The sequence below is a fragment of the Nocardia arthritidis genome, assembly GCF_011801145.1.
GTDB lineage: Bacteria > Actinomycetota > Actinomycetes > Mycobacteriales > Mycobacteriaceae > Nocardia > Nocardia arthritidis_A.
The window spans coordinates 2,707,733-2,727,814 of sequence record NZ_CP046172.1 but is presented as its reverse complement, the minus strand read 5'-3'; the positions used below and the strand labels follow the sequence as shown (position 1 = coordinate 2,727,814).

Below are 20,082 nucleotides of genomic sequence, written 5' to 3'. Positions count from 1 at the left end.
AGCTCCCCTCCACCACCGCGTCCCGACCGCGGCCGCCGCGCAGGTCGGTCCACGCCACCCAGGGCGCGGCGTGGAAGTACTGCAGCGCGATGGCCTCGCCGACCTCGCGGCAGGTGGTCTGCAACGCGTCGAGGCGGTTCTGCAGATCCTCCAACAGCGCTCCGGGCGGCAGGAATTCGAGTTCGCTGCGGGCCCGGCCGAGCAGCCGCTGCGCCTCGTGCCTGGCGCCGACCCGGCTGCTCGGACGCTGATCCAATTCGGCGAGGCAGGTCTCCGCGACCTGCAGCGAATGAAATACCGAACGCGGGAAAAGCCGGTCCAGCAGCATGAATTCGACGACGAGCGTGGCGTCGAGCAGGCCGCGATGGGTGCGCAGATAGGTGTCGTGCGCACTCGCCGACCGCAACACCGTCACCCAGGCGGGCGACGACGCGCGGTCGCCCGCGCGCGAAAGCAGCAGGCGCACCGTCATATCCACGCGTTCGATGGAGCGGCCGAGCAGCAGGAAGCGGTAGCCGTCGTCGCGGCTGAGCGTGGAATCCGACAGCCCGGCGAACATGGCCGCCCGATCCTTGATGTAGTGGAAGAATTGGTGCGGGCCCAGCGCCCTGGCCGCCCGTTCCGCGGCCGGCAGCCCGTTGTAGGTGGCGTTGAGGCATTCCCACATCTCGCTGGAGGCCACTTCCCTTGCGCCCCTGGCATTTTCGCGGGCCTTGGCGATCGAGTCGATGATCGAGCCGCCATGTTCGTTGCTGAACGCGACCAGATCGGTTACCGACCAGACATCCAGGTCGCCCTCCGGCGGTTCGATGCCGAGCACCCGCAGCAGCACCCGGGAGGTGCGATCGGGGTCGACGGTGGCGTCCTCCAGCAGTTGATGCACCGCGACATCGAGGATCCGGGCGGTATCGTCGGCGCGTTCGACGTAACGCCCGATCCAGTAAAGGGATTCCGCGTTGCGGGCCAGCATCACGGTCCCATTTCCCTTGGGCGGCAGGATATTCCGGACGACTGCTGTTGTTGCTGCTGTTGCTGATTCGCTTGGGCGGCGGTCAATTCCCGCCCCAGTTCCCGCGTTCGGGCGGGCGGCGGATCGGTGACCAGCTCGCCGCCCGCCAGTTCTCGATCGGCGGGCGAGGCCCGCCCCGCCAGCACCCAGGTGTCCTTGCTGCCGCCGCCCTGACTGGAATTCACCACCAGCGAACCGTCGGGCAAGGCCACCCTCGTCAGCCCGCCGGGCAGCACCCACACGTCCTCGCCGTCGTTCACCGCGAACGGCCGCAGATCCACGTGCCGGGGCACCAATTCGTTGCCGACCTTGGTCGGCACCGTGGACAGCTGCACCACCGGCTGGGCGATCCAGCCGCGCGGATCGGCCCGGACCTTGCGCCGAATCGCTTCCAGCTCACGAGAATTCGCATCCGGCCCGATGACGATGCCGTAACCGCCGGACCCCTCGACCGGTTTGATCACCAATTCGGCGATGCGGTCGAGCACCTCGGCCCGCTCGGCGTCGTGCCAGCAGCGGAGGGTGTCGACATTGGGCAGCACAGGCTTCTCGTTCAGGTAGTACTCGATGATCGCGGGCACATAGGTGTAGATCAGCTTGTCGTCGCCGACACCGTTGCCGACCGCGCTGGAGATCACCACATTGCCCGCGCGCGCCGCGTTGAGAATGCCCGCGACGCCGAGCACCGAATCCGGCCGGAAATGCATGGGATCCAGGAACGCGTCATCGATGCGGCGATAGATCACGTCCACCTGCCGCTCCCCCGCCGTCGTCCGCATGTAGACGACGTTGTCGCGGCAGAACAGGTCGCGCCCCTCCACCAGCTCGACGCCCATCTGCCTGGCCAGCAGCGAATGCTCGAAGTACGCCGAGTTGTAGACCCCTGGCGTGAGCACCACCACCGTCGGGTCCGCCTCGTTCGGCGCGGCCGACGCGCGCAGCGCCCGCAGCAGATGACTCGGATAGTCGCCGACCGCGCGCACCCGGTGCGAGGCGAACAGGTCCGGGAAGACCCTGGCCATGGTGCGGCGGTTCTCCATCACGTACGAGACGCCGGACGGCGAGCGCAGATTGTCCTCCAGCACCCGGAAATCGCCCTTCTCGTCGCGGATCAGATCGATACCCGCGACGTGGATGCGCACCCCGTTCGGCGGGACCAGGCCCGCCGCCGCGCGGTGGAAGTGCTCGCACGAGGTGACCAGCCGCTTCGGAATCACCTCGTCGCGCAGGATGTTCTGCTCGCCGTACACGTCGGCGAGGAACAACTCCAGCGCCACCATCCGCTGTTTGATCCCGCGTTCCAGCTTGTTCCACTCCGCCGCCGCGATCACCCGCGGCACCAGGTCCAGCGGGAACGGCCGCTCCTTACCGGACAGCGAGAAGGTGATGCCCTGATCGATGAACGCCCGGTCCAGCGCGTCGGCCCGGCGGGCCAGATCCGCGACATCGATAGGCGCGAGCGCGGCATAGATGCCCTTGTACGGCTGACGCACCCGGCCCGCCGCGTCGAACATCTCGTCGAAGGCGTCGGCGAAACGACCGGGGTGATAGCCGTCGAACAGCCCCGTCGGCCCGGCCCGGCCGTTGCCAGCGATTTGCCCATTGCCGCGCCCCGGCGCGGGCGCGGTACCTCGCGCCGAACGCGGAGTCGCGGCGGATGTCATGCAGAAATCGTGCTACACGCAGCGGCGATGCCGGGCAGGTCACAGATAAATTTCTGGCATCACTCGGGCGACGCCGCACCCGCTTCGGTGACCCGCGCGACCGCCGATTTCTGGTTCTACGCTGCGGCTGGTAACCTCGACCTTCGGCATTGCGTTACCCATATTCATGGTGCGACGCACGCTCACGAACTTTTCGTCAGTACCAGACCACTCAGTGACAGGAATCAGAGGATACAGGCGTGGCCAACATCAAGTCCCAGATGAAGCGGATCCGCACGAACGAGGCGGCGCGCAAGCGCAACCAGTCGGTCAAGTCCGAGCTGCGCACCCAGATCCGCAAGGTCCGGGAGGCCATCTCGGCGGGCGATAAGGGCAAGGCCACCGACCTGCTGCAGTTCGCCAGCCGGAAGTTGGACAAGGCCGCCTCGAAGGGTGTCATCCACGCCAACCAGGCCGCCAACAAGAAGTCGGCGCTCTCGCAGGCCGTCAACAAGATCTGATTTTCGGCATATCGCCGATCGACTGACGCAGCCGCCGTGGCCTCGATGACCATGGCGGCTTTTGTCATGTCCGCATAATCTCGCCGCCGAACGGATCGGTGCGATGGGCCGATGTCCGGTGTCCGTTCCCGATTGGATGCCGAAGATTTGCCGTCCTCCTATGGCCGACACCGCGCAGCGTGAGTTCCCCGCTCGGCCCACCGGCAAGACCCCGATTTCCCCGGCACGACCCGCCGACGAACTCCCCCCGGTCAGCGGCCTGTTTTCGGATCACGGCGGGCCATGTCACCCGAGCCAGCTACGATGCCGCGCATGGTAACCGTGTACGCCAATCAGACTGTGGTGCGAGCCGAGGATCTCCCGGACATCATCCGGGCGGCCGAAGTGTTGGGCTTCGGCCTGAAGATCGAAAACGTCATGGTCCCGGACGATGACGGCGGGTACTCGCTGGAGTGGGTCGTCACCCGGGACGAGGAGGTGCCCCTCTACGAGGACTGGGAGGGCCGCTACGACGAGTCCGACGAGGGCGAGGACGCGGAACTGACAGCCGTGCTGTTGGGCGAATAATTCCGGCCCACTACCGCGTGGCGGATGCGGCGAGGCGGTCCAGTGCCGCCTGTGAGTCCGGATCCGCCGCGCGGTAGATGACCAAACGCTGATCCGGGTCCTGCGCCGAGATCAGCACCTCGAAATTCACCGCCAGCGCGCCGACATCGGGATGCCGCAGCGGCTTGCGGCCCCGGCCGCGGACCATCACATCATGCTGCGCCCACGCGGTCGCGAATTCGTCGCTGCGGGCCCGCAGCTCCGCGATCATGTCGCCGAGCACCCGATCGTCGGGATGCGCCGCCCACGCGGCGCGCAGGTCGGCGATGCCCTCGCGGATGGTCTGGTCCCGGTTCGCGTAGAAGTCGCGCAGTGCGGGATGCATTACGCACAGCCACATGGTGTTGCGATGCGCCGTCGGCAGGGTGGCGAAATCCACCACCATCAACCGCGCCATCTCCGGATTCCACTCGAGGATGTCGTAGCGGTGGTTGACCAGCATCGCGGGCAGTGGACGCAGATCCTCGATCAGCCGGGCGAGCGCGGGCGCGGCGACACTGCTCGGCTTGCCGCCCCCGGGCTGGCGCTGCTGGGCCAGATCGAACAGGTAGGTGCGTTCGGCGTCGTCCAGGCGCAGCGCGTCGGCCAGCGCCTCCAACACCTCCGGAGAGGGACGCAGCCCGCGGCCCTGCTCGAGCCGGACGATGTAGTCGATGCTGACCCCGGCCAGCTCGGCGACCTCTTCGCGGCGCAGACCAGGGGTGCGTCGGACCTGCTTACGCTCAGGCAGCCCGACCGCGGCCGGTGCGAGGCGCTCGCGCCGGTCCCGCAGGAAGGCCGCCAGCTCCGCTACCGGATTCGCGACGCTGACGCTCGCGCTGCCAGTCGCATTCACCGTTCTAGTCATCACCATTGATAATACGGCTGCCTGGTACTGGCCTTCCCAGGAAGAACCTTCCCTTATCCACCGGTTTCGCCCGTCGCAGACTCATTGTCGAACAACGAGATTCACGAGATCGACAGGAGTTCGACATGACCGGAGCGCTCACCCTCGACACCTACCGGCTGCTCGGCCGCTCGGGTCTGCGGGTGTCGCCGCTGTCGCTCGGCACCATGACCTTCGGTACCGATTGGGGCTGGGGCGCCGAGCAGGACGAGTCCCGCAAGATCTTCGACACCTATGTCGAGCGGGGCGGCAACTTCATCGACACGGCGAGCATGTACACCAACGGCTCGTCCGAGCGGCTGCTCGGCGAGTTCACCAAGGACAATCGCGAAAGCCTGGTGCTGGCAACGAAATACACCATGCTGCGGCGGCCGGGCGACCCCAACTCCGGCGGCAACCACCGCAAGAGCATGGTCGCCTCGGTGGAGGCCAGCCTGCGCAACCTGAACACCGATTACATCGACCTGCTCTACCTGCACGCCTGGGACTTCCTGACCCCGGTCGAGGAGATCCTGCGCGGGCTCGACGATCTGGTGCGCCAAGGCAAGGTGCTCTACCTCGGCATCTCCGACGCGCCGGCCTGGCAGATCGCGCGCATGCAGACCATCGCGGACCTACGCGGCTGGTCGCCGCTGATCGCGCTGCAGATCGAGTACAGCCTGATCGAGCGGACCGTCGAGCGCGATCTGATCCCGATGGCCCAGGAACTGGGGCTGGGCGTGATCCCGTGGTCGCCGCTGGCCAGCGGTGTGCTCACCGGCAAGTACACCCGCGCCGACCTCGAACATCAGGCCGACGCGTCGCCGACCGGTACCAGGAAGAACGTCGCCGCGGCCAACGGGGCATTGAGCGAACGCGGACTCGGCATTGCGGATACCGTGAAAGACGTTGCGGCACAATTGGGTAAGACACCCGCACAGGTGGCGCTCGCCTGGGCGCTGCGGCGGCCGGGGGTGACCGCGCCGATCATCGGGGCGCGCACCGCGGCACAACTGGAGGACAATCTCGGCGCGCTCGAGGTGACCTTCGATGCCGAGCAGCTCGCCCGGCTGGAGCAGGCCAGCGCCATCGAACTCGGCTTCCCGCACGATTTTCTGGCGCGCCCGATGACACAGAACGTGACGTTCGGCGACCTGAAGGTGGCGGGGCGGATCGCCTGATTCGGCCGTGGCGCGGGCCGGGCAACTCCGCATTCCTTCGGGACGAAAATTACGCCCGCACAGCATATTTCGCTGTGCGGGCGAATCATATTGCGGGAGACATCAATTCACGCAGGGTATGGAGTCGCCACCGATGACGGTATCGACCGGTTGCCCGACATCCGGTGTGGGAGTTTCCGATACGGTCGGTGTCGGTGTGGTCGGTGCCGTCGGCGCGAGGTCCTGACCGCCGAACGCGGCCCGCACCTCGCGCCGGATGGCGTCCTGGTCGACGATATTGACGTCCTGCCCGTTGATCACGTCGTAGCTCAGCACCGGCAGGGTGCGGAATTCGACGGTCGGGTTGTCGGCCGAGCCGACGGTGCGCAGAAAATCGGTGGCATTCCAGCCGTCGGACAGCACGATATTGCGATGCGCGACCTCCATCAGCGCCGAAAGTTTGCGCATATCGGTGAAGGTGCCCGCACTCTTCAGATCCTTGGCCACCGAGGTGAGGAAGGCCTGCTGGCGGTGGGTGCGGTCCAGATCACCGTTTTCCAGGCCGTGCCGCTGCCGGACGAAGGCCAGCGCCTGCGCCGGGTCCAGGCGCTGGCGTCCGGCCGGGAAATCGGCGCCGGAATATTCGAGATCTCGCACCGGATGATTCAGGCAGACCTCGACGCCGCCGAGCGCCTTGGCCAGATCGTAGAAACCACCGAGGGTGACCTCGGCGAACCGGTCGATCGGCACCCCGGTCAGGTCGCGCACGGCCTGCACGATGGAGGCGCGCCCGGCCTCCCGGCCCGCATGCTCCAGCGTGGCCTGATCGGTGATGCCCTGGCTCATCAGCTGATCCTCGACCGCGGCCTTCTTCAGCCCGTACGCCTCCTTGATCTTGGCGTGGGTGTAGCCGGGTATGCCCTGCACCGGAACGTAGTCGTCGCGCGGAATCGACACGGCGACAATCCTTTTCATATCGGCGGGGATATGCACGAGGATCAGCGTGTTGGCGTTGTAGCCACCCTCGTCGCCGTCGCCGGCATGCAACTGGGACAAGATCTCCGGCGGCAGGTTGTCGCCGTTCTGATCCTTCCTGGTGTCCAGACCCACCAGCAGGACGTTCAGATCACCACCGAGGGAGCGCGGCGCGTCGGCCGCCACCGCGCCGGACCGGGTGAAGCCGCTGTCGAAGCTGCCCGCCGTCGCCCAGCCCACCGCGGTCGCGGCCAGTACCGCGGCGGACAGCCCGGCCGTGCACGCCTTGGCCGTCGCGCGGCCGATCCGCCGCCGCACCGCGCGCCGATGCGCGCCGCGGATCCGGCGGTGCCGGGCGCGCGCTCGCTCGCCGGGACTGGACTTCAGTGGAGTTTGCTCATTCATAACCAGTTTCCAGTTTGCCTGGATCAACTGGTCATTTCGGGGGTCGAGTGACCGATATCTCCTGGTCAGCCCGCCGCGTGCAAATCGAGAATCTTGGTGAGCGCGTATTCCAGGGCGTAACTCGAATCCGCCGCGCCGCCCTTCACATCGGCGTTGAGCGTCGCGACCACCTGCAGTGCCGAGCCGATGGTGGCGGAGGTCCAGCCGCGCGCCTGCTGCTGCGCCTTCTTCACCTTCCAGGGCGGCATGCCCAGCTCGGAAGCCAATTTGAACGGGTCGCCCCGGCCCGCCGAACCGACCTTCGCGATGGTGTGCACCGAATCGGCCAGCGCGTCGGCAAGCAGCACGTGCGGGACGCCGCGATCGTTGGCCCAGCGCAGCGCCTCCATCGCGGCCGGGCGATCACCCGCCACCGCAAGCTCGGCCACATCGAAGCCGGAGACCTCGGCCTTACCCGAGTAGTAGCGGTGCACGGCCGCCACATCGAGCTTGCCGCCGGTATCCGCGGCCAACTGCGAACACGCGGCGGCCAGCTCACGCAGATCCGAACCGACCGCCTCCAGCACCACCTGGACAACATCGCCGGACGCCTTGATGCCCGCCGCGCGGAATTCGCCGCGCACGAACTCGACCCGCTCGGCCGCCTTGGTGAGCTTCGCGCAGTTGTGCACCGCGGCGCCCGCCTTCTGCAGCGCGGGAGCCAGCGCCTTCGCGCGGCCGCCGCCGGAATGCAGCACCACGAGCACCACGCCGGGCGGCGGATCGGCCGCTGCCGCGGTGATCACCGCGACGGCCTCCTTACCGGCCTCGGCCGCGGAATCCAGCACGATCACCCGGTCCTCGGCGAACAGGGACGGGCTCAGCAGCTCCGCCAACTCCGCGGTGCTCGCATCGCCCGCCCGCAGACGATCCACCGGCACCGCGTCCGGATCCGGCGCACCCGCCCGCACCCGCCCGGTGATCTCCGCGATCGCCCGCTCGATCAGCAGTTCTTCTTCCCCGAGCACCAGGTGCAGGGGTGCAATGGAATCCGCCACGGGGAACGATCCTACGGGTGCGGGCCGACAGAACTCGGTGGCGCTCACAGTGTTCCCCGTTCGGCGACCCACTCGTGTCGGAACTCGGGAGCGACCGCGCCGATGTGCTCGAAGTCGTTGTCGTAGTGCACGACCGTGGTGTCGTATTGCACGGCGATCGCGGCGATGTAGATGTCGGCGGAGCCCGCGGCTCGTTTTCGGCCTTGGTGCCAGAGCCGTCGCTGAATGCCGGTGGCAATTCGGTGCGTTCGAACGTTGGCGTGCAGCAACGGATATCGTGCCATTACGGTGTGGAGCCTTTCCCACTCCGCAGGGCTCTGCGCGGTGAACAGGATCTCCAGCAATTGGATCGTCGTCGTGACCAGCATCGAGCCATGACCGGCATATCGCTTCCGGATTGCCGTGTAATCGAGCTGCCCTGACTGCACCCGAGACCACGCACTGCAATCGAGCAGGTACCGACCCGGCTTCCTGGTCGGCGGAGATTCCTGGCAGAGAACTAGCGGCGCGCCATCGCACGAAATTCCGGATCCGCCAGCAAAGCCAGACCTGTATGCGCCGAAATGATATCGAACGCCTTTTGCTGTTCCTCCTGCAGTGTGGCTAGGTCCATAACTTCCAGCTCGCCCTCCCCCGGCCCCTCCAGCACATAGAGCTGACGCTCCTGCTCCAGCGCCTGCTGGACCAGGGCCAGCATCATGTCCTGTGTCGTGGTGTAGCCCAACTCCTTCATCGCGAATTCCAAAAATCCGGCCGGAGCCGACACCGTGGTGATACTCATGTCCGTCATGATCACGCTCCTCGTTGATAGCCAACTCCTCTCATGAAAGATTAAGTCGATTGCGGCAATCAGTCGCCGGAATTTCGCTGGCGCGCAACGGTGCGCAGGGTCGGGCCGGATCCGAGGATCAGCACGTCACCCTGATGGTCCGTCCGGACCACGGTCGCGCCGAGGGCCGAGAGATGGGCCAGGATGGCCGGATTCGGGTGGCCGAAGGTGTTGTCCGCGCCGACGCTCACCACGGCTAGACGCGGGTGAACAGCGTCCAGGAATTCCGCTGCGGTGGTTCGTGATCCGTGATGCGGGACTTTGAGGATGTCGGCCTGTACCGGTGCGCCGGAGTTAACCAACGCGCGTTGGGCTTCGGCCTCGATATCTCCGGTGAACAGGATTCGGCCCGCAGGCGTTTTGGCAGCGAAGACAATCGAACGGTCATTGGCGTTGTCGGCGGAAGATTGTGCTGCACCGCTCGATATCGGGGCCAGAATCGTCAATTCGACCGGGCCGAAATTCAATTCCGCACCGGACTGTAATTCCAGAAGCGGAATGTCGGCCGCCCGTGCGGCGGAGACCACCTCGGCGATATCGGCGACCGGCTCACGCTCGAAGCCGGTTTTCGACGAATGGTGCTGTGCCGCACTTCTGTTCGCCGGAGGTGAATGAGAGGCCGCCAGCTCTCCCGCGGCTACCGCGATCGCCGCGACCGTGCGACCGCGCAGCGCCCCCGCGAGGCCACCGATATGGTCGGCGTGCGGATGCGACAGCAGCAACAGCGGAATTGTGGTGATACGCAACCGATCCAGGCAGGAGCGCATGAGTCGCGGCTGCGGACCGACATCGACGACGATCGCGGCGCCACCACCGAGCGAGAGCGCGAGCCCGTCGCCCTGGCCGACATCGCAGGCGGCCAGCACCCAGCCCGGCGGCGGCCAGCCCGGATGCCAGACCCGGACCGGAACCAGCACGGCCGCAAGGCAAATCGTGATAACGGCGGCCAGCCTGCGCACCCGCCGCGACCGCAGCGCCAGCACGGCGACGACGAGCAGTGCGCATGCCAGAATGCCGCCGCCGGTTCCGCCGGGTATCGCCAGCTCCGCGCCCGGCACGGCGGCCAAGCGCTCGGCGACCGAGAGCAACCACCACAGCAATGGGCGCGCACACAGCAGCACCGCTTCGGCGAGCGGCGGCCAGACGACCGAGAGCACGGCCGCGAGCACACCGAGCACGGTGATCGGGCCGATCACCGGCTCCACCAGGATATTCGCCAGAATCGATACCGTGCTCAGCTTGCCGGACAGCGCGATGAGCAGCGGGGTGGTGACCACGAACGCGGCGACGGCCACCGCGACCGATTCGGCGGGCCCGCGCCACCAGCCGCGGGCCCGCAACCAGTCGGACCAGCTCGGCGCCAGCAGAATCAGGCCCGCGGTGGCCAACGCCGACAGCGCGAATCCGGCTCGCATCGCCAATTCCGGTGCCAGCGCGAGCAATCCGATGATCGCGGCACACAGGGCGGGCAGCGCCTGCTTGCGCCGACCGGTCACCATGGCGAGCAGGGTCACCGCACCCATCCCGGCGGCCCGCAGCACGCTCGGATCGGGCCTGGCGATCACCACGAACAGCAGCAGCGTCAGCGTGGCGACGGCCGCCTGCGCGCGCGGCCCCAGCGTCAGCATCCGGACCACGCAGAGCACGGCCGAGAGCAGAATCGAGAAATTGGCTCCGCTCACCACGTAAATGTGTTCCAGCCCCGCGATTTCGAAATCCTCGGTGACGTGTTCGGGCAGCCGAGAGGTATCGCCGACGACCACGGCGGGCAGCAGTCCGGCCGCATCCGGGCCGAGCGCGCCCGCGGCCGCGGCCGACAGTTCGGCGCGCACGTAACCGGCGACCCGCTGCCACCACGGCGGTGCGCCGGCCGGTTCCGGCGGACCCTGCGCCCGCAGGGTGGCCACCGTGAGGTCGTGTCTGCGCGGCGGCTCGGCGCGGGCCCGGAAGGTCATCGGCCGCCCCGGCAGCAGGGTGGCCCACTCCTCGCCCGATGCCAGGATCACCACCGCGCCGCCCACCGTGGTGGATTTCGCGCCGCTCCGATACTCGCGCAGCGTGGCTCGCACCACCCACCGCTGTTCGCCGAAGGCGTTGGACCGCACCGCCTTCGGGTCCGCGCTCGGTGTGACGACCACCTGCATCGACCGCCCGGCGACGGCCCGCAGCGGATGGGTCGCCACCCGGTACTCCCGCCATGCGGCGGCCACCGCGAATCCGGCGCCGAGCAGCACCGCCGCCAGCGCGACCAACGCGACCGCCCGCAACCGCTCACTGCGATGCGCCATCGCCCACAGCAGCAGCACCCACAACCCGATGGCCGCCACCATCAACCCGACGGCAAGCAGCAGTCCGGCAACCCACCCCGCTGCCAGCGCCACAATCGTTGCGGCCCAACAGAACACCGCCGCGGGCACCAGCCGCGCATCCAGTACGGCCAACTCCCCCGCATGCTCATCCGCCGCCCGCGGATCAACATCCCCGGCCCCATCGATTCCGCTCATCCGCGCGCCTCGCAGGCACGCCCTTTCCGGGTCATACGGTCACCAGGTCGCGGAGGCGGGAGAGTTTGGCCGGGCCGATGCCATCTATTTGGGATAGCTGGGATACGTCGGTGAAGCGGCCGTTGGTGGCGCGCCAGGTGAGGATGGCGCGGGCGGTGGCCGGGCCGACGCCGGGGAGGGCGTCGAGTTCGGATTCGGTGGCGGTGTTGAGGTCTATGCGAACGGCGGGGCGGCCGGACGCGGTGGTGTTCGCGCCGCCGACGGTGCTGCTGCCGGATCTGGCTTGGCTCTGCCGGGAGCCGACGACGACCTGGTCGCCGTCCTGGAGGCGCTGTGCCAGGTTGAGGCCGGTGAGGTCGGCCTCCTCGGTGGCGCCGCCCGCGGCCGCGACGGCATCGGCGACCCTGGACCCGGGCGGCAGGCGATGCAGGCCGCCGCGCCGAACCAATCCGACCACGCTGACCACCAATTCGGTGTTCGCGGGCGGCGCGACGGAGGGTGCGCCCGAGGCGTGCACGGCGCGGGCCGAGGTGGCCGCCGGATGAACCGTCGGCGGCGGCACCGCCTGGGCGACCGGCCGGTCGCGCACCACCATGACGACGGCGACGGCCACCGCGGCGAGTCCGACCGCGGCGAGGGTGAGCACGCCGCGGCGGCCCGGATCGAGCCGGGTCCCGCGAAACCGTTCCGGCACAAGGCGTTCCCACCAACCGGCGCGATCCGCCGGTTCGTCGAGCCATTTGGGTCGTTCGACGGCGGCGAATTCGCCGTCGCGGCGGCCGGGCTCGGGCGCGAGCTGTTCGAGCTCCCACTTCCCGAAATCCGTTGCGGCGCCGCACACGTCGGAGTCCGCGGCGTCCGGTCGCGCGACGGATCTCGGATCGCCGGGCCGTCCGCGGAATCCGCTGATCGGCGAGCCGAGCGGGATGGGACGCATCCGCACCCCACCGGCCCGCGCCGGGGCCGCCCCGATCGCCGAAGCCCGCCCGGCCCCGATATCGCGCTGCAGCGCGCCGAGCCGCCGCCGAATCCGCTCGCGCTCGTCATGTCGTGACATGGCCGCGACGTTAAGCGCGGCCTACCGCCGAATCCGCGCTGCGACCAGGCATTTCAAGAAGTCTGGGGATAACCGCGCCGCTGTGTACAACTCGCCGCCGCCACGCCGCACGATCAGCGTCGCACCAGATTCTCGGCGAAACGGTCGGATCGCGGCGGCCGCGAAGTGCGGGTTGTGGTCAGGCGCAGCCGCCGGGCACGACGAGCACGCCGACCGCACCGAGGCCGAGGTGTACGCCGAGCGCGGGGCCGAATTCGGCGACGACGAGTTCGCGAATGCCCGGAATCAGCTCGCGCAATTGCGCGGCAACGGTTTCGGCCGCGTCCGCCGCGCCGAGGTGCTGCACCGCGACGGCCGCGCCGTCATCGCCCGCCGCATCGACCGCGGCGGCGACGAGTTTCGCGTACGCCTTGGACCTGGTGCGGACTTTCTCCCGCAGTTCGAGCCGTCCCTCGACGATCTGCAACAGCGGTTTGGTGACCAGCTCGCTGCCGAAAAACGCTGCGGCACTGCTCAATCGGCCGCCGCGCCGCAGCTGTTCGGTGCGGTTGACGAGGATGAAGGTGCGCGCCCGGCTCGCGGTCGCGACCGCGGTGTCGTAGACGACGTCCAGCGCGGCGCCCGCCCGCGCCCGCCGCGCCGCCGCGAGCACCGGCAGCCCGGTGGCCAGCCCGGCGCCGAGCGAATCGACCAGGCGCACTTGATCTGCTGCGTCCATATCCCGCACCGCCTGCCTGCCCGCCTCCCAGGTGCCGGACAGCTGACGCGAAATATGTACGGCCACAACGCCATCACCGTCGCTGCGGGCCAATGCCTGTTCGTAGACCTCGCGCAGCTCACCCGGTGAGGCGGCCGAGGTGGTGACGGTGTCGGCGGCATAGTCGATCTCGATCGGGTCGATGCCCTCCCGGATCGCGCGGTCGCCGATCAGCACATGCAGTGGGACGACGGCGATTCCCAGTTCGTCGACGAATTCGGCGGGCAGACAGGCGGACGAATCGGTGACGACCACGACGGCCAACTACCGAACCTCCTGCAGGGTTTTCACCATGGCCCTGGCCACCTCGACGTGCGCGGCCCAGCCCCAGTGGATGCCATCAGGGTTAGCCTCGCCGGAGAATATGTTGTCGCGCACCGCTTTCGCGAGGTCGACCAGCGGAACACCGGTGCGCCCAGACCATTCCAGCAGCGCGCGCACCGCGGGCTCACGTCCGGAATGCACCCGGCCGTACGCCTCGCAGTCGTGCACCGACGGCAGTACGGCCACCATCGGCAGCTCGGGCCGCAACTGCGCCAACGCATTTCGCGACTGCTCCAGATAGTCGACGCTCACGTGCGGCGGCAGCGCGACGGGCCTGCCGAGTTTGGACAGCCGCGGTTGCAGCCAGTTGTAGGTCTCCCTGACCCGCCTGCGCACCGCGGGCGGGCGCAGGTAACGGATGAGCTCGCGCAGCGCGGTCGGCAGCGGGGACGGCAGACTGTCCATGCCGCCGACCGCGAACACCACCGCGCCCGCGCGCGGCACCGCGGCCCACACCCGCGGGTCGCCGATCAGCGCCCAGTATCCGTCCCGGCAGGTCCAGCCAATCCTGGCCACCAACTCGACATCCCAACCCAATTCGGCCGCAACGAGATTCGGCCAGATCCTGGGGTCGTCGGCGGGCAGCCCGCCCTTCGGGCCGAAATAGGCCAACGAGTCGGCGATCACCAGCAGCACCGGCCGGCCCTGCCTGGTCGGATCTTCAGAGGACATCCGGTGCCACCTTCGCCGCCGCATTCCACACGTCCAGGCGCCAGCCGGGTTGATCGATGCTCGGGCCGTGGCTGCTGAGCTGCACCCAGCTGGTGTTGGCCAAGCCGCCGAGGGCAGGCCAGTTGCGGGGCGGCAGGTCGAGCAGCGCGGCCGTGAGGGCGGCGATCAGCCCGCCGTGCGCCACCAGGATGATAGTGCGGCCGGGCCAATCCTGTCGCTCGGTGTACAGCTCCCGCACGACCGGCAGCGCCCGCGCCCCGACCCGCAGTTTGCTCTCTCCATCCGGCGGCGTGTACTCGGCGTCCAGCCGCCAGGCCACCCGCGCGCCCGGGTATTCGGCGTCGACCTCGTAATGGGTCAGCCCCTCCCACCGGCCGAGGTTCGTCTCGCGCAGCCGGGGATCGGTCTCGACCGACAGCGAGGTGTGCTCGGCCAGCGCCGTCGCGGTGTCGTACGCGCGGCGCAGATCGGAGGAGACGATCGCGATGGCGTTGCGCGAAACCAGTTCGCGCGCGGCCTCTTTCGCCTGACGCCTACCGAGTTCGGTGAGATCGGTGTCGATCTGCCCCTGCATCCGGTCGACGGCGTTCCACTCCGTCTGCCCGTGCCGCAACAGAATCAGCGTGCGAACACCGGCATACTTACTCACTCGGCGCCTTCCACATCCGTTCTGACCTGACGCGGATCGACGCCGATGCCATCGACGGGAACCACCGGGCAGTCCTTCCACAATCGTTCCAGCGCATAGAAATTGCGCTCGTCGTTGTGCTGGATGTGCACCACGACGTCCACGTAGTCGAGCAGCGCCCAGCGGCCCTCCCTGGTGCCCTCGCGCCGCACCGGCTTGTGCCCGGCCGCGCGTAGCTTCTCCTCGACATTGTCGACGATGGCATTGACCTGCCGCTCGTTCGGCGCGGATGCGATGACGAAGCAGTCGGTGATCACCAGTTGCTCGGACACGTCGAGCACCACGACGTCGGAGGCCAGCTTCTCGTCCGCGGCCCGCGCGGCGACCTGCGCCATCTCCACCGACTCCACCGATGCCGTCATTCCTGTGCCTCGCTCCGCTTACCCACGCTCAATGGACCTTCCGCTTCCTGCGCGGCATATAGGTGCCGCTTCGATATGTACTGCACCACGCCGTCGGGGACGAGGTACCACACCGGCCGATTCTCGGCGGCGCGGCGCCGGCATTCGCTCGACGAGATGGACAGGGCCGGGATTTCGATCATGGTCACCGCATCGGCGGGAAGATCACGCAGATGTTCCTCGAGATGGTCGGTGTTCAGCTCGTATCCGGGACGGGTCACTCCGACGAACTTGGCCAGTTCGAACAGTTCCGCCCAATCGTGCCATGTCAGGATGTTGGCCAACGCATCCGCTCCGGTGATGAAGTACAGCTCGGCGTCCGGATAGGCGGCCTGCATCTCGCGCAGGGTGTCCACCGTGTAGGTGACCTTGCCCCGATCGATATCGGCGCGACTCACCGAGAACCGCGGGTTGGAGGCGGTCGCGATGACCGTCATCAGGTAGCGGTCCTCGGCGGGGCTGACCGCCACGCCCGCCTTCTGCCATGGTTGACCGGTCGGGACGAAGATCACCTCGTCCAGTTCGAACCTGTTGGCAACCTCACTCGCGGCAACCAGGTGGCCGTGGTGGATGGGGTCGAAGGTGCCGCCCATCACCCCCAGCTTGCGTCGGCGCCGACCGTTCTCGTGCATGATTGCCGAGCTTAGTGGTTGACGTTACGAGCGGTACGTTCGCTGTGAGCTACGTCTAGTCGGCCCTGCCGGTGCCCTCCCGCCGCCGCATTTCGGCCAGCTGATCCCTGGCATCGGCGAGTTCGGCGGTCACCTCCGGCGCGGTATCCCCGGCCGCCAGTTCCGTCAGTTCGGCCAGCACGGCGGCCATGGTGTCCAGCCATGGACGGCCCCCGGCCTCGGGCGCGCCGAGCCAGCGCTGTGTCCGGGCCGCGGCGCGCAGGCAGCGGACCCGGTCGAGTGCCCGTCCGGCGCGGCCGAACATCTCGGCGGCATGCAGGTACGCGGCGAGCGCGCGTTCGTCCTCGCCGCAGGCGCTCAGCGCCGCCGCGGCCGATCGCGCGAGTTCGGCACGCAGCACGCCGCGGTCGCTGTCGGACGGCACCAGTCCGGCGCCGAGCGCGAACTGCTCGATCGCCTCCCGGTCTCGGCGCAATGCCCGCAGTGACTCGCCGAATTGGCCACGCACGACCGCCAATTCGACATCCGGATAGGGAATCTCGGTACCTGCCAACGCCTGTTCGAACAGGGCGACCGCCTCGCCGTGCCGTTCGGCCCGGTGCAGCGCCCTGGCCGCGATCAGCGTGTGGTGCACCGCATCCGCGACGGAGATCTCCTCCCACCGGGCGGCCGCCCGCAGCGCCGCGTCGGCCAACTTCAGCTCGTTACCGGGTTGTCCGGCGATAGCGATGACGAGTTGCGCGCTCATCCGCGCCGTATGCTCGGCGGGCAATACCGGGGCGCCGAGCGAAAGGGCGTGCCGCAGCAGCGCTTCCGCCGAGCTCGGATCATCCGAGAGTTGGGCGGTGCCGAGTTCGGCCAACCGGCGCGCCTCGGCGGCCCGGTCCGCGGCGTCGCTGTCCGGCGCGACGGCCGAATCGGCCGACTCCGTGGACGCCGCGGGACCACCGGACCGGGTGATGACCGTCCCGCGTTCGGTGATCGCGTCGGCGAATGCGGGCACCGCGGATCCGTGCGTCCGTTTCACGAAGGTGGCGCCCAGCCCGAGCGGCAGCTGGTCGACGAGCGGCTGCCGGGCCAGCCGTCCAGCGATCCTGGTGCTCACGACGGTATTGCCGTTGCGCAGGTCGTACCGGGTGCACAGCTCGGCGATCTCCGAATCCAGCTCGGCCAGCAGCGAATTCGCCGATCCGGTGCCGATGCTCAACTCGCCGAGACCGAGTACGGTCAACCGCCGCAGCAGTACGCACACCCCGGTAACGAACGAAAGACGATGTGCCACATCCGAACCCGGATCGGTGAGCCAACCGGCATGTGCCGCCAGGATTTCCAGACCGCGCGCCTCGTTACCGGTCAACGCGCAGAATTCGATATGCATACCAACCGAATGCCGCAGGTCGGGCGCGTGCCGCACCAGCTGATAGCCGGTGAGGTGCGCATTGCGGGCGTCGGCCAGCCTGCCGGTGCGCACGAGCGGCAGAAGCGCCTGCGCGAATACCCGGTGCGGTTCCTCCACACAGGTGCGCTCGGAGTCGAGCACCGGCTGCCAGTGTGTCAGCGCCGCCTCGTCATCGCCGAAATACGCACTGGTCCTGCCCCATTCGTTGCGCTCGCAGGCGCCGCAGTCGGACATGCCGTCGCGCGGCGCGGCCATCGACGCGTCGAGCAGCGCCCGCGCCGAATCCGCGTCACCGGTCTCCCTGGCCAGTTCGGCGCGCAACGCGAAAACCGGCCGCAGGCTGTAACCGCGCAGCCGGTAACGGTTTTCGAGCTCGTCGAGCCAGCGGTGCACGGTGGGCAGCGGAATGGCCGGGTTATCGATCAGGCCCCACGTCATCCACTTCAGATACCAGTGGATCGATGACGTGAGCGGCCCGAGTTCGACCGGGAATTCGTCGTAGATGTGCAGCAGCCTGCCGTAGGCGACCGGGGCCAGGTCGCGTTCACCCGCGTAGCTGTACGCCTGCACCAGGGCGAGCAGCACCTGACCTTCCAGCCGCCGGTCCGAACCGGATTTCGCCTCCGCGGCAAGGGTTTCCAGGTGCTCGGTGCGGATCCGGCCGTGCGGCAGCGCCGCGCTCCGGTCGAGTGCGGCGCGGATTTCGTCGGGGTTCATGGTCAGCGTTCTCCTTCGCCGTTCCCGACGGCGTGCCGCGTCGCCCAGTCGAGGAATTCGCCGAAGGCGCGGTTCAGCAGCGCGGTGTCGGCGGGGCGCAGCGGGCGGTGGGTCATCAGCAGGGCCTGGCCGTACAGCGATTCCACGGCCGTGCGCAGGAAGGCGGGGTCATCGATGCGGCGCAGGCCGCGCACCACCGGGCTGTGCAGATTCAGCACCAATTGCGCACGCGGAATCGAGGATTCGAGGGCGCCGAGGATTTCGGTCCACAAATCGTCGGCCTCTGCAGCGGTCTCGGCCCTGGCGCGCTCGTTGCGCGCGGCCCGGCCGTCCAGGTACAGCGCGGGCACCGAAACCGGATGAAAGGCCCGCACGATCACCTCGCAGCCCACCCGGTCCAGTGCGGCGCGCGCCGTCGCCAGCATCGGGGCCAGCGCCAATTCGTCGGCCGCCGCGACGGTATCGAGTGCCGCGGTGAGCGTGTCCGGATCCAGGTCCGCGACCGTCACTTCGGGCAGGACGTGCGGGAGCAGCGAAATCAGCTCGCGGTCATAGACATAGCCGCCGTTGACCACCCCCACGCCCTGGGCCGCCGCGATCGCGGCCACCTGGCGGAACTCCTCGACTGTCGCGGTGACCCGGACCACCGGATGGTTGCGGGCGAATTCGCTCAGCGGGACGCGACCGTCCGTCGTCTCGAACAACAGGTGCGGCAACATGATTCGCAGCAGCTCCGGCGAATGTCTGGCCATCGCCTTCACGCCGAGCGTATGCACCGCGAGGAAGGCGGCCAGCCGGTTCGGCGCGGTGGCGGCGATATCGGTGAGCCAGCAGCGCACCTGCTCGCCGAGCACCTCACGCACGATGGCGAGGCGCTCGTCCTCGTAGAGACCCTCGCGCGAGGCGGTGGGCCGCAGCGAATCGGTATCGAGCACACAGCGCACGAAAAACGCCCAGTCCGGCAGCAATCCGCGCACGGCCGCGCCGAGCAGCATCCCTTTCAGGTAGACCCGGTGCGCGCCGGTATCGGCGGGATTGCCCGGCTGTGCGAGCACATAGGCCACGCCGTGCACCCCGGCCAGATCAGCATCCAGTTCGATGACGTCCAATGGCGCGAAACCCAATGTGCGCGCGCCGTATTCGAGGAGGGCGAGCCTGCGCTCCTCCGGCGAACCGAACTTCCGCCGCCAAACCGGCAAACCCTCGGTGACACAGACGGATTCCCCCTCGGCGCGCACCGTCACCGGATACGGAAGCAGCGAACCGTACTCACGGGCCAGCTCGACGACCCGCTCGGGGGCGAACCACGATCCGGCCCCGGCGCGCGGCGTCACATGGACCGTCGTACCCGGCTCCGGATGGTCCCGCGGCGCGAGCACCCGTACCGAATAGGTGCCGTCGGCGCCGGCCACCCATTCCACCGGTGCGGCCGCCGGATCGATCGCCGAGCGACTCACCACCCGGATATGTTCGGCGACGGTGAAACAGGCCAGCAGCCCGATGCCGAACTGCCCGAGGAATTCCCGGCGCGCGCCCGCGATATCGTCGCGCTTGGCGGAGCGGCCGATGGTGGCCAGGAAGCGGTGCACATCGGCCTCCGTCAGCCCGATTCCGGGATCGGTGACGCACAGGCCGCCCTGTTCGATATCGAGGCGAATATCGCTCGGCGCCAACGGATCGTGCTGCCGCCGGGCGGTGACCGCGTCCACCGCGTTCTGTAACAGCTCGCGAACGTACACGCGCGGGCCCGAATACAGATGATGCGACAGCAGATCGACGATCCCCCGCAGATCGACCTGGAAGACGTTGTTGGTCGTATTCGCCATGCCGCGCATGGTCCCGCAAAGACCCTATGGTCGGCTTAACGAAAGCTGATCGCTT

General features: G+C 68.4%; 18 protein-coding genes and 1 pseudogene. 3 read left to right on the top strand and 16 right to left on the bottom strand.

Going from position 1 to position 20,082, the window contains the following annotated elements:
• Positions 1 to 4 precede the first annotated feature (4 nt).
• Together F5544_RS12050 and F5544_RS12045 are read right to left on the bottom strand one after the other, a co-directional pair.
• Positions 5 to 970 (bottom strand): annotated as a pseudogene (locus F5544_RS12050) (alpha-E domain-containing protein); the annotation flags it as partial.
• Positions 970 to 2,673: a circularly permuted type 2 ATP-grasp protein gene (locus tag F5544_RS12045; protein ID WP_167473271.1), complete on the bottom strand. Its 1,704-nt coding sequence runs from the start codon at positions 2,671 to 2,673 to the stop codon at positions 970 to 972. The gene F5544_RS12045 and the pseudogene F5544_RS12050, both read right to left, overlap by 1 nt.
• Positions 2,674 to 2,912: 239 nt before the next feature.
• On the opposite strand from F5544_RS12045, the gene rpsT reads away from it, so the two are divergent.
• The gene (gene rpsT / locus F5544_RS12040) at positions 2,913 to 3,173 is read left to right on the top strand and encodes a 30S ribosomal protein S20 (RefSeq protein ID WP_167473270.1); all 261 of its coding nucleotides are present in this window, start codon (positions 2,913 to 2,915) and stop codon (positions 3,171 to 3,173) included.
• A 312-nt stretch (positions 3,174 to 3,485) separates the two neighbouring features.
• A complete protein-coding gene (locus tag F5544_RS12035; protein WP_167473269.1) occupies positions 3,486 to 3,740 on the top strand; it encodes a hypothetical protein in 255 nt (84 codons plus the stop codon).
• A 10-nt stretch (positions 3,741 to 3,750) separates the two neighbouring features.
• On the opposite strand, the gene F5544_RS12030 is transcribed toward F5544_RS12035, so the two are convergent.
• Entirely contained in the window at positions 3,751 to 4,626 is an 876-nt protein-coding gene (locus tag F5544_RS12030; protein WP_167473268.1) for a helix-turn-helix transcriptional regulator, read from the bottom strand.
• A gap of 125 nt (positions 4,627 to 4,751) precedes the next feature.
• On the opposite strand from F5544_RS12030, the gene F5544_RS12025 reads away from it, so the two are divergent.
• Positions 4,752 to 5,825 carry an aldo/keto reductase gene (locus F5544_RS12025; RefSeq protein ID WP_167473267.1) on the top strand — a complete coding sequence of 358 codons (1,074 nt, stop codon included), beginning with the start codon at positions 4,752 to 4,754 and terminating at the stop codon, positions 5,823 to 5,825.
• Between the two features lie 102 nt (positions 5,826 to 5,927).
• On the opposite strand, the gene F5544_RS12020 is transcribed toward F5544_RS12025, so the two are convergent.
• From F5544_RS12020 to F5544_RS11960, 13 genes are all read right to left on the bottom strand, one after another.
• A complete protein-coding gene (locus F5544_RS12020) occupies positions 5,928 to 7,184 on the bottom strand; it encodes an LCP family protein (protein WP_167473266.1) in 1,257 nt (418 codons plus the stop codon).
• Positions 7,185 to 7,249: 65 nt separating this feature from the next.
• Positions 7,250 to 8,221: a DNA polymerase III subunit delta gene (gene holA / locus F5544_RS12015; protein WP_167473265.1), complete on the bottom strand. Its 972-nt coding sequence runs from the start codon at positions 8,219 to 8,221 to the stop codon at positions 7,250 to 7,252.
• Positions 8,222 to 8,265: 44 nt separating this feature from the next.
• A complete protein-coding gene (locus F5544_RS12010) occupies positions 8,266 to 8,676 on the bottom strand; it encodes a PIN domain-containing protein (RefSeq protein ID WP_275107054.1) in 411 nt (136 codons plus the stop codon).
• Between the two features lie 44 nt (positions 8,677 to 8,720).
• On the bottom strand, positions 8,721 to 9,011 hold the full coding sequence (locus tag F5544_RS12005; protein WP_167473263.1) for a hypothetical protein: 291 nt from the start codon (positions 9,009 to 9,011) through the stop codon (positions 8,721 to 8,723).
• Positions 9,012 to 9,070: 59 nt separating this feature from the next.
• Entirely contained in the window at positions 9,071 to 11,554 is a 2,484-nt protein-coding gene (locus F5544_RS12000; RefSeq protein WP_167473262.1) for a ComEC/Rec2 family competence protein, read from the bottom strand.
• Positions 11,555 to 11,585: 31 nt separating this feature from the next.
• A complete protein-coding gene (locus tag F5544_RS11995) occupies positions 11,586 to 12,611 on the bottom strand; it encodes a ComEA family DNA-binding protein (protein ID WP_167473261.1) in 1,026 nt (341 codons plus the stop codon).
• A 178-nt stretch (positions 12,612 to 12,789) separates the two neighbouring features.
• Positions 12,790 to 13,632 (bottom strand): DegV family protein, encoded by an 843-nt coding sequence (locus F5544_RS11990; RefSeq protein WP_167473260.1) that lies wholly within the window; start codon positions 13,630 to 13,632, stop codon positions 12,790 to 12,792.
• On the bottom strand, positions 13,633 to 14,364 hold the full coding sequence (gene octT / locus F5544_RS11985) for a diglucosylglycerate octanoyltransferase (RefSeq protein ID WP_167473259.1): 732 nt from the start codon (positions 14,362 to 14,364) through the stop codon (positions 13,633 to 13,635).
• Entirely contained in the window at positions 14,354 to 15,013 is a 660-nt protein-coding gene (locus tag F5544_RS11980) for a histidine phosphatase family protein (protein WP_167473258.1), read from the bottom strand. The genes octT and F5544_RS11980 overlap by 11 nt, the downstream gene beginning before the upstream one ends.
• Positions 15,010 to 15,414 carry a ribosome silencing factor gene (gene rsfS, locus F5544_RS11975; RefSeq protein WP_167473257.1) on the bottom strand — a complete coding sequence of 135 codons (405 nt, stop codon included), beginning with the start codon at positions 15,412 to 15,414 and terminating at the stop codon, positions 15,010 to 15,012. Before rsfS ends, F5544_RS11980 begins: the two co-directional genes overlap by 4 nt.
• Positions 15,411 to 16,085: a nicotinate-nucleotide adenylyltransferase gene (nadD, locus tag F5544_RS11970; RefSeq protein WP_167473256.1), complete on the bottom strand. Its 675-nt coding sequence runs from the start codon at positions 16,083 to 16,085 to the stop codon at positions 15,411 to 15,413. The genes rsfS and nadD overlap by 4 nt, the downstream gene beginning before the upstream one ends.
• A 55-nt stretch (positions 16,086 to 16,140) precedes the next feature.
• Positions 16,141 to 18,201 carry a hypothetical protein gene (locus F5544_RS11965; protein WP_167473255.1) on the bottom strand — a complete coding sequence of 687 codons (2,061 nt, stop codon included), beginning with the start codon at positions 18,199 to 18,201 and terminating at the stop codon, positions 16,141 to 16,143.
• A gap of 2 nt (positions 18,202 to 18,203) precedes the next feature.
• Positions 18,204 to 20,027: an HSP90 family protein gene (locus F5544_RS11960; protein WP_238847204.1), complete on the bottom strand. Its 1,824-nt coding sequence runs from the start codon at positions 20,025 to 20,027 to the stop codon at positions 18,204 to 18,206.
• Between the last annotated feature and the right edge of the window lie 55 nt (positions 20,028 to 20,082).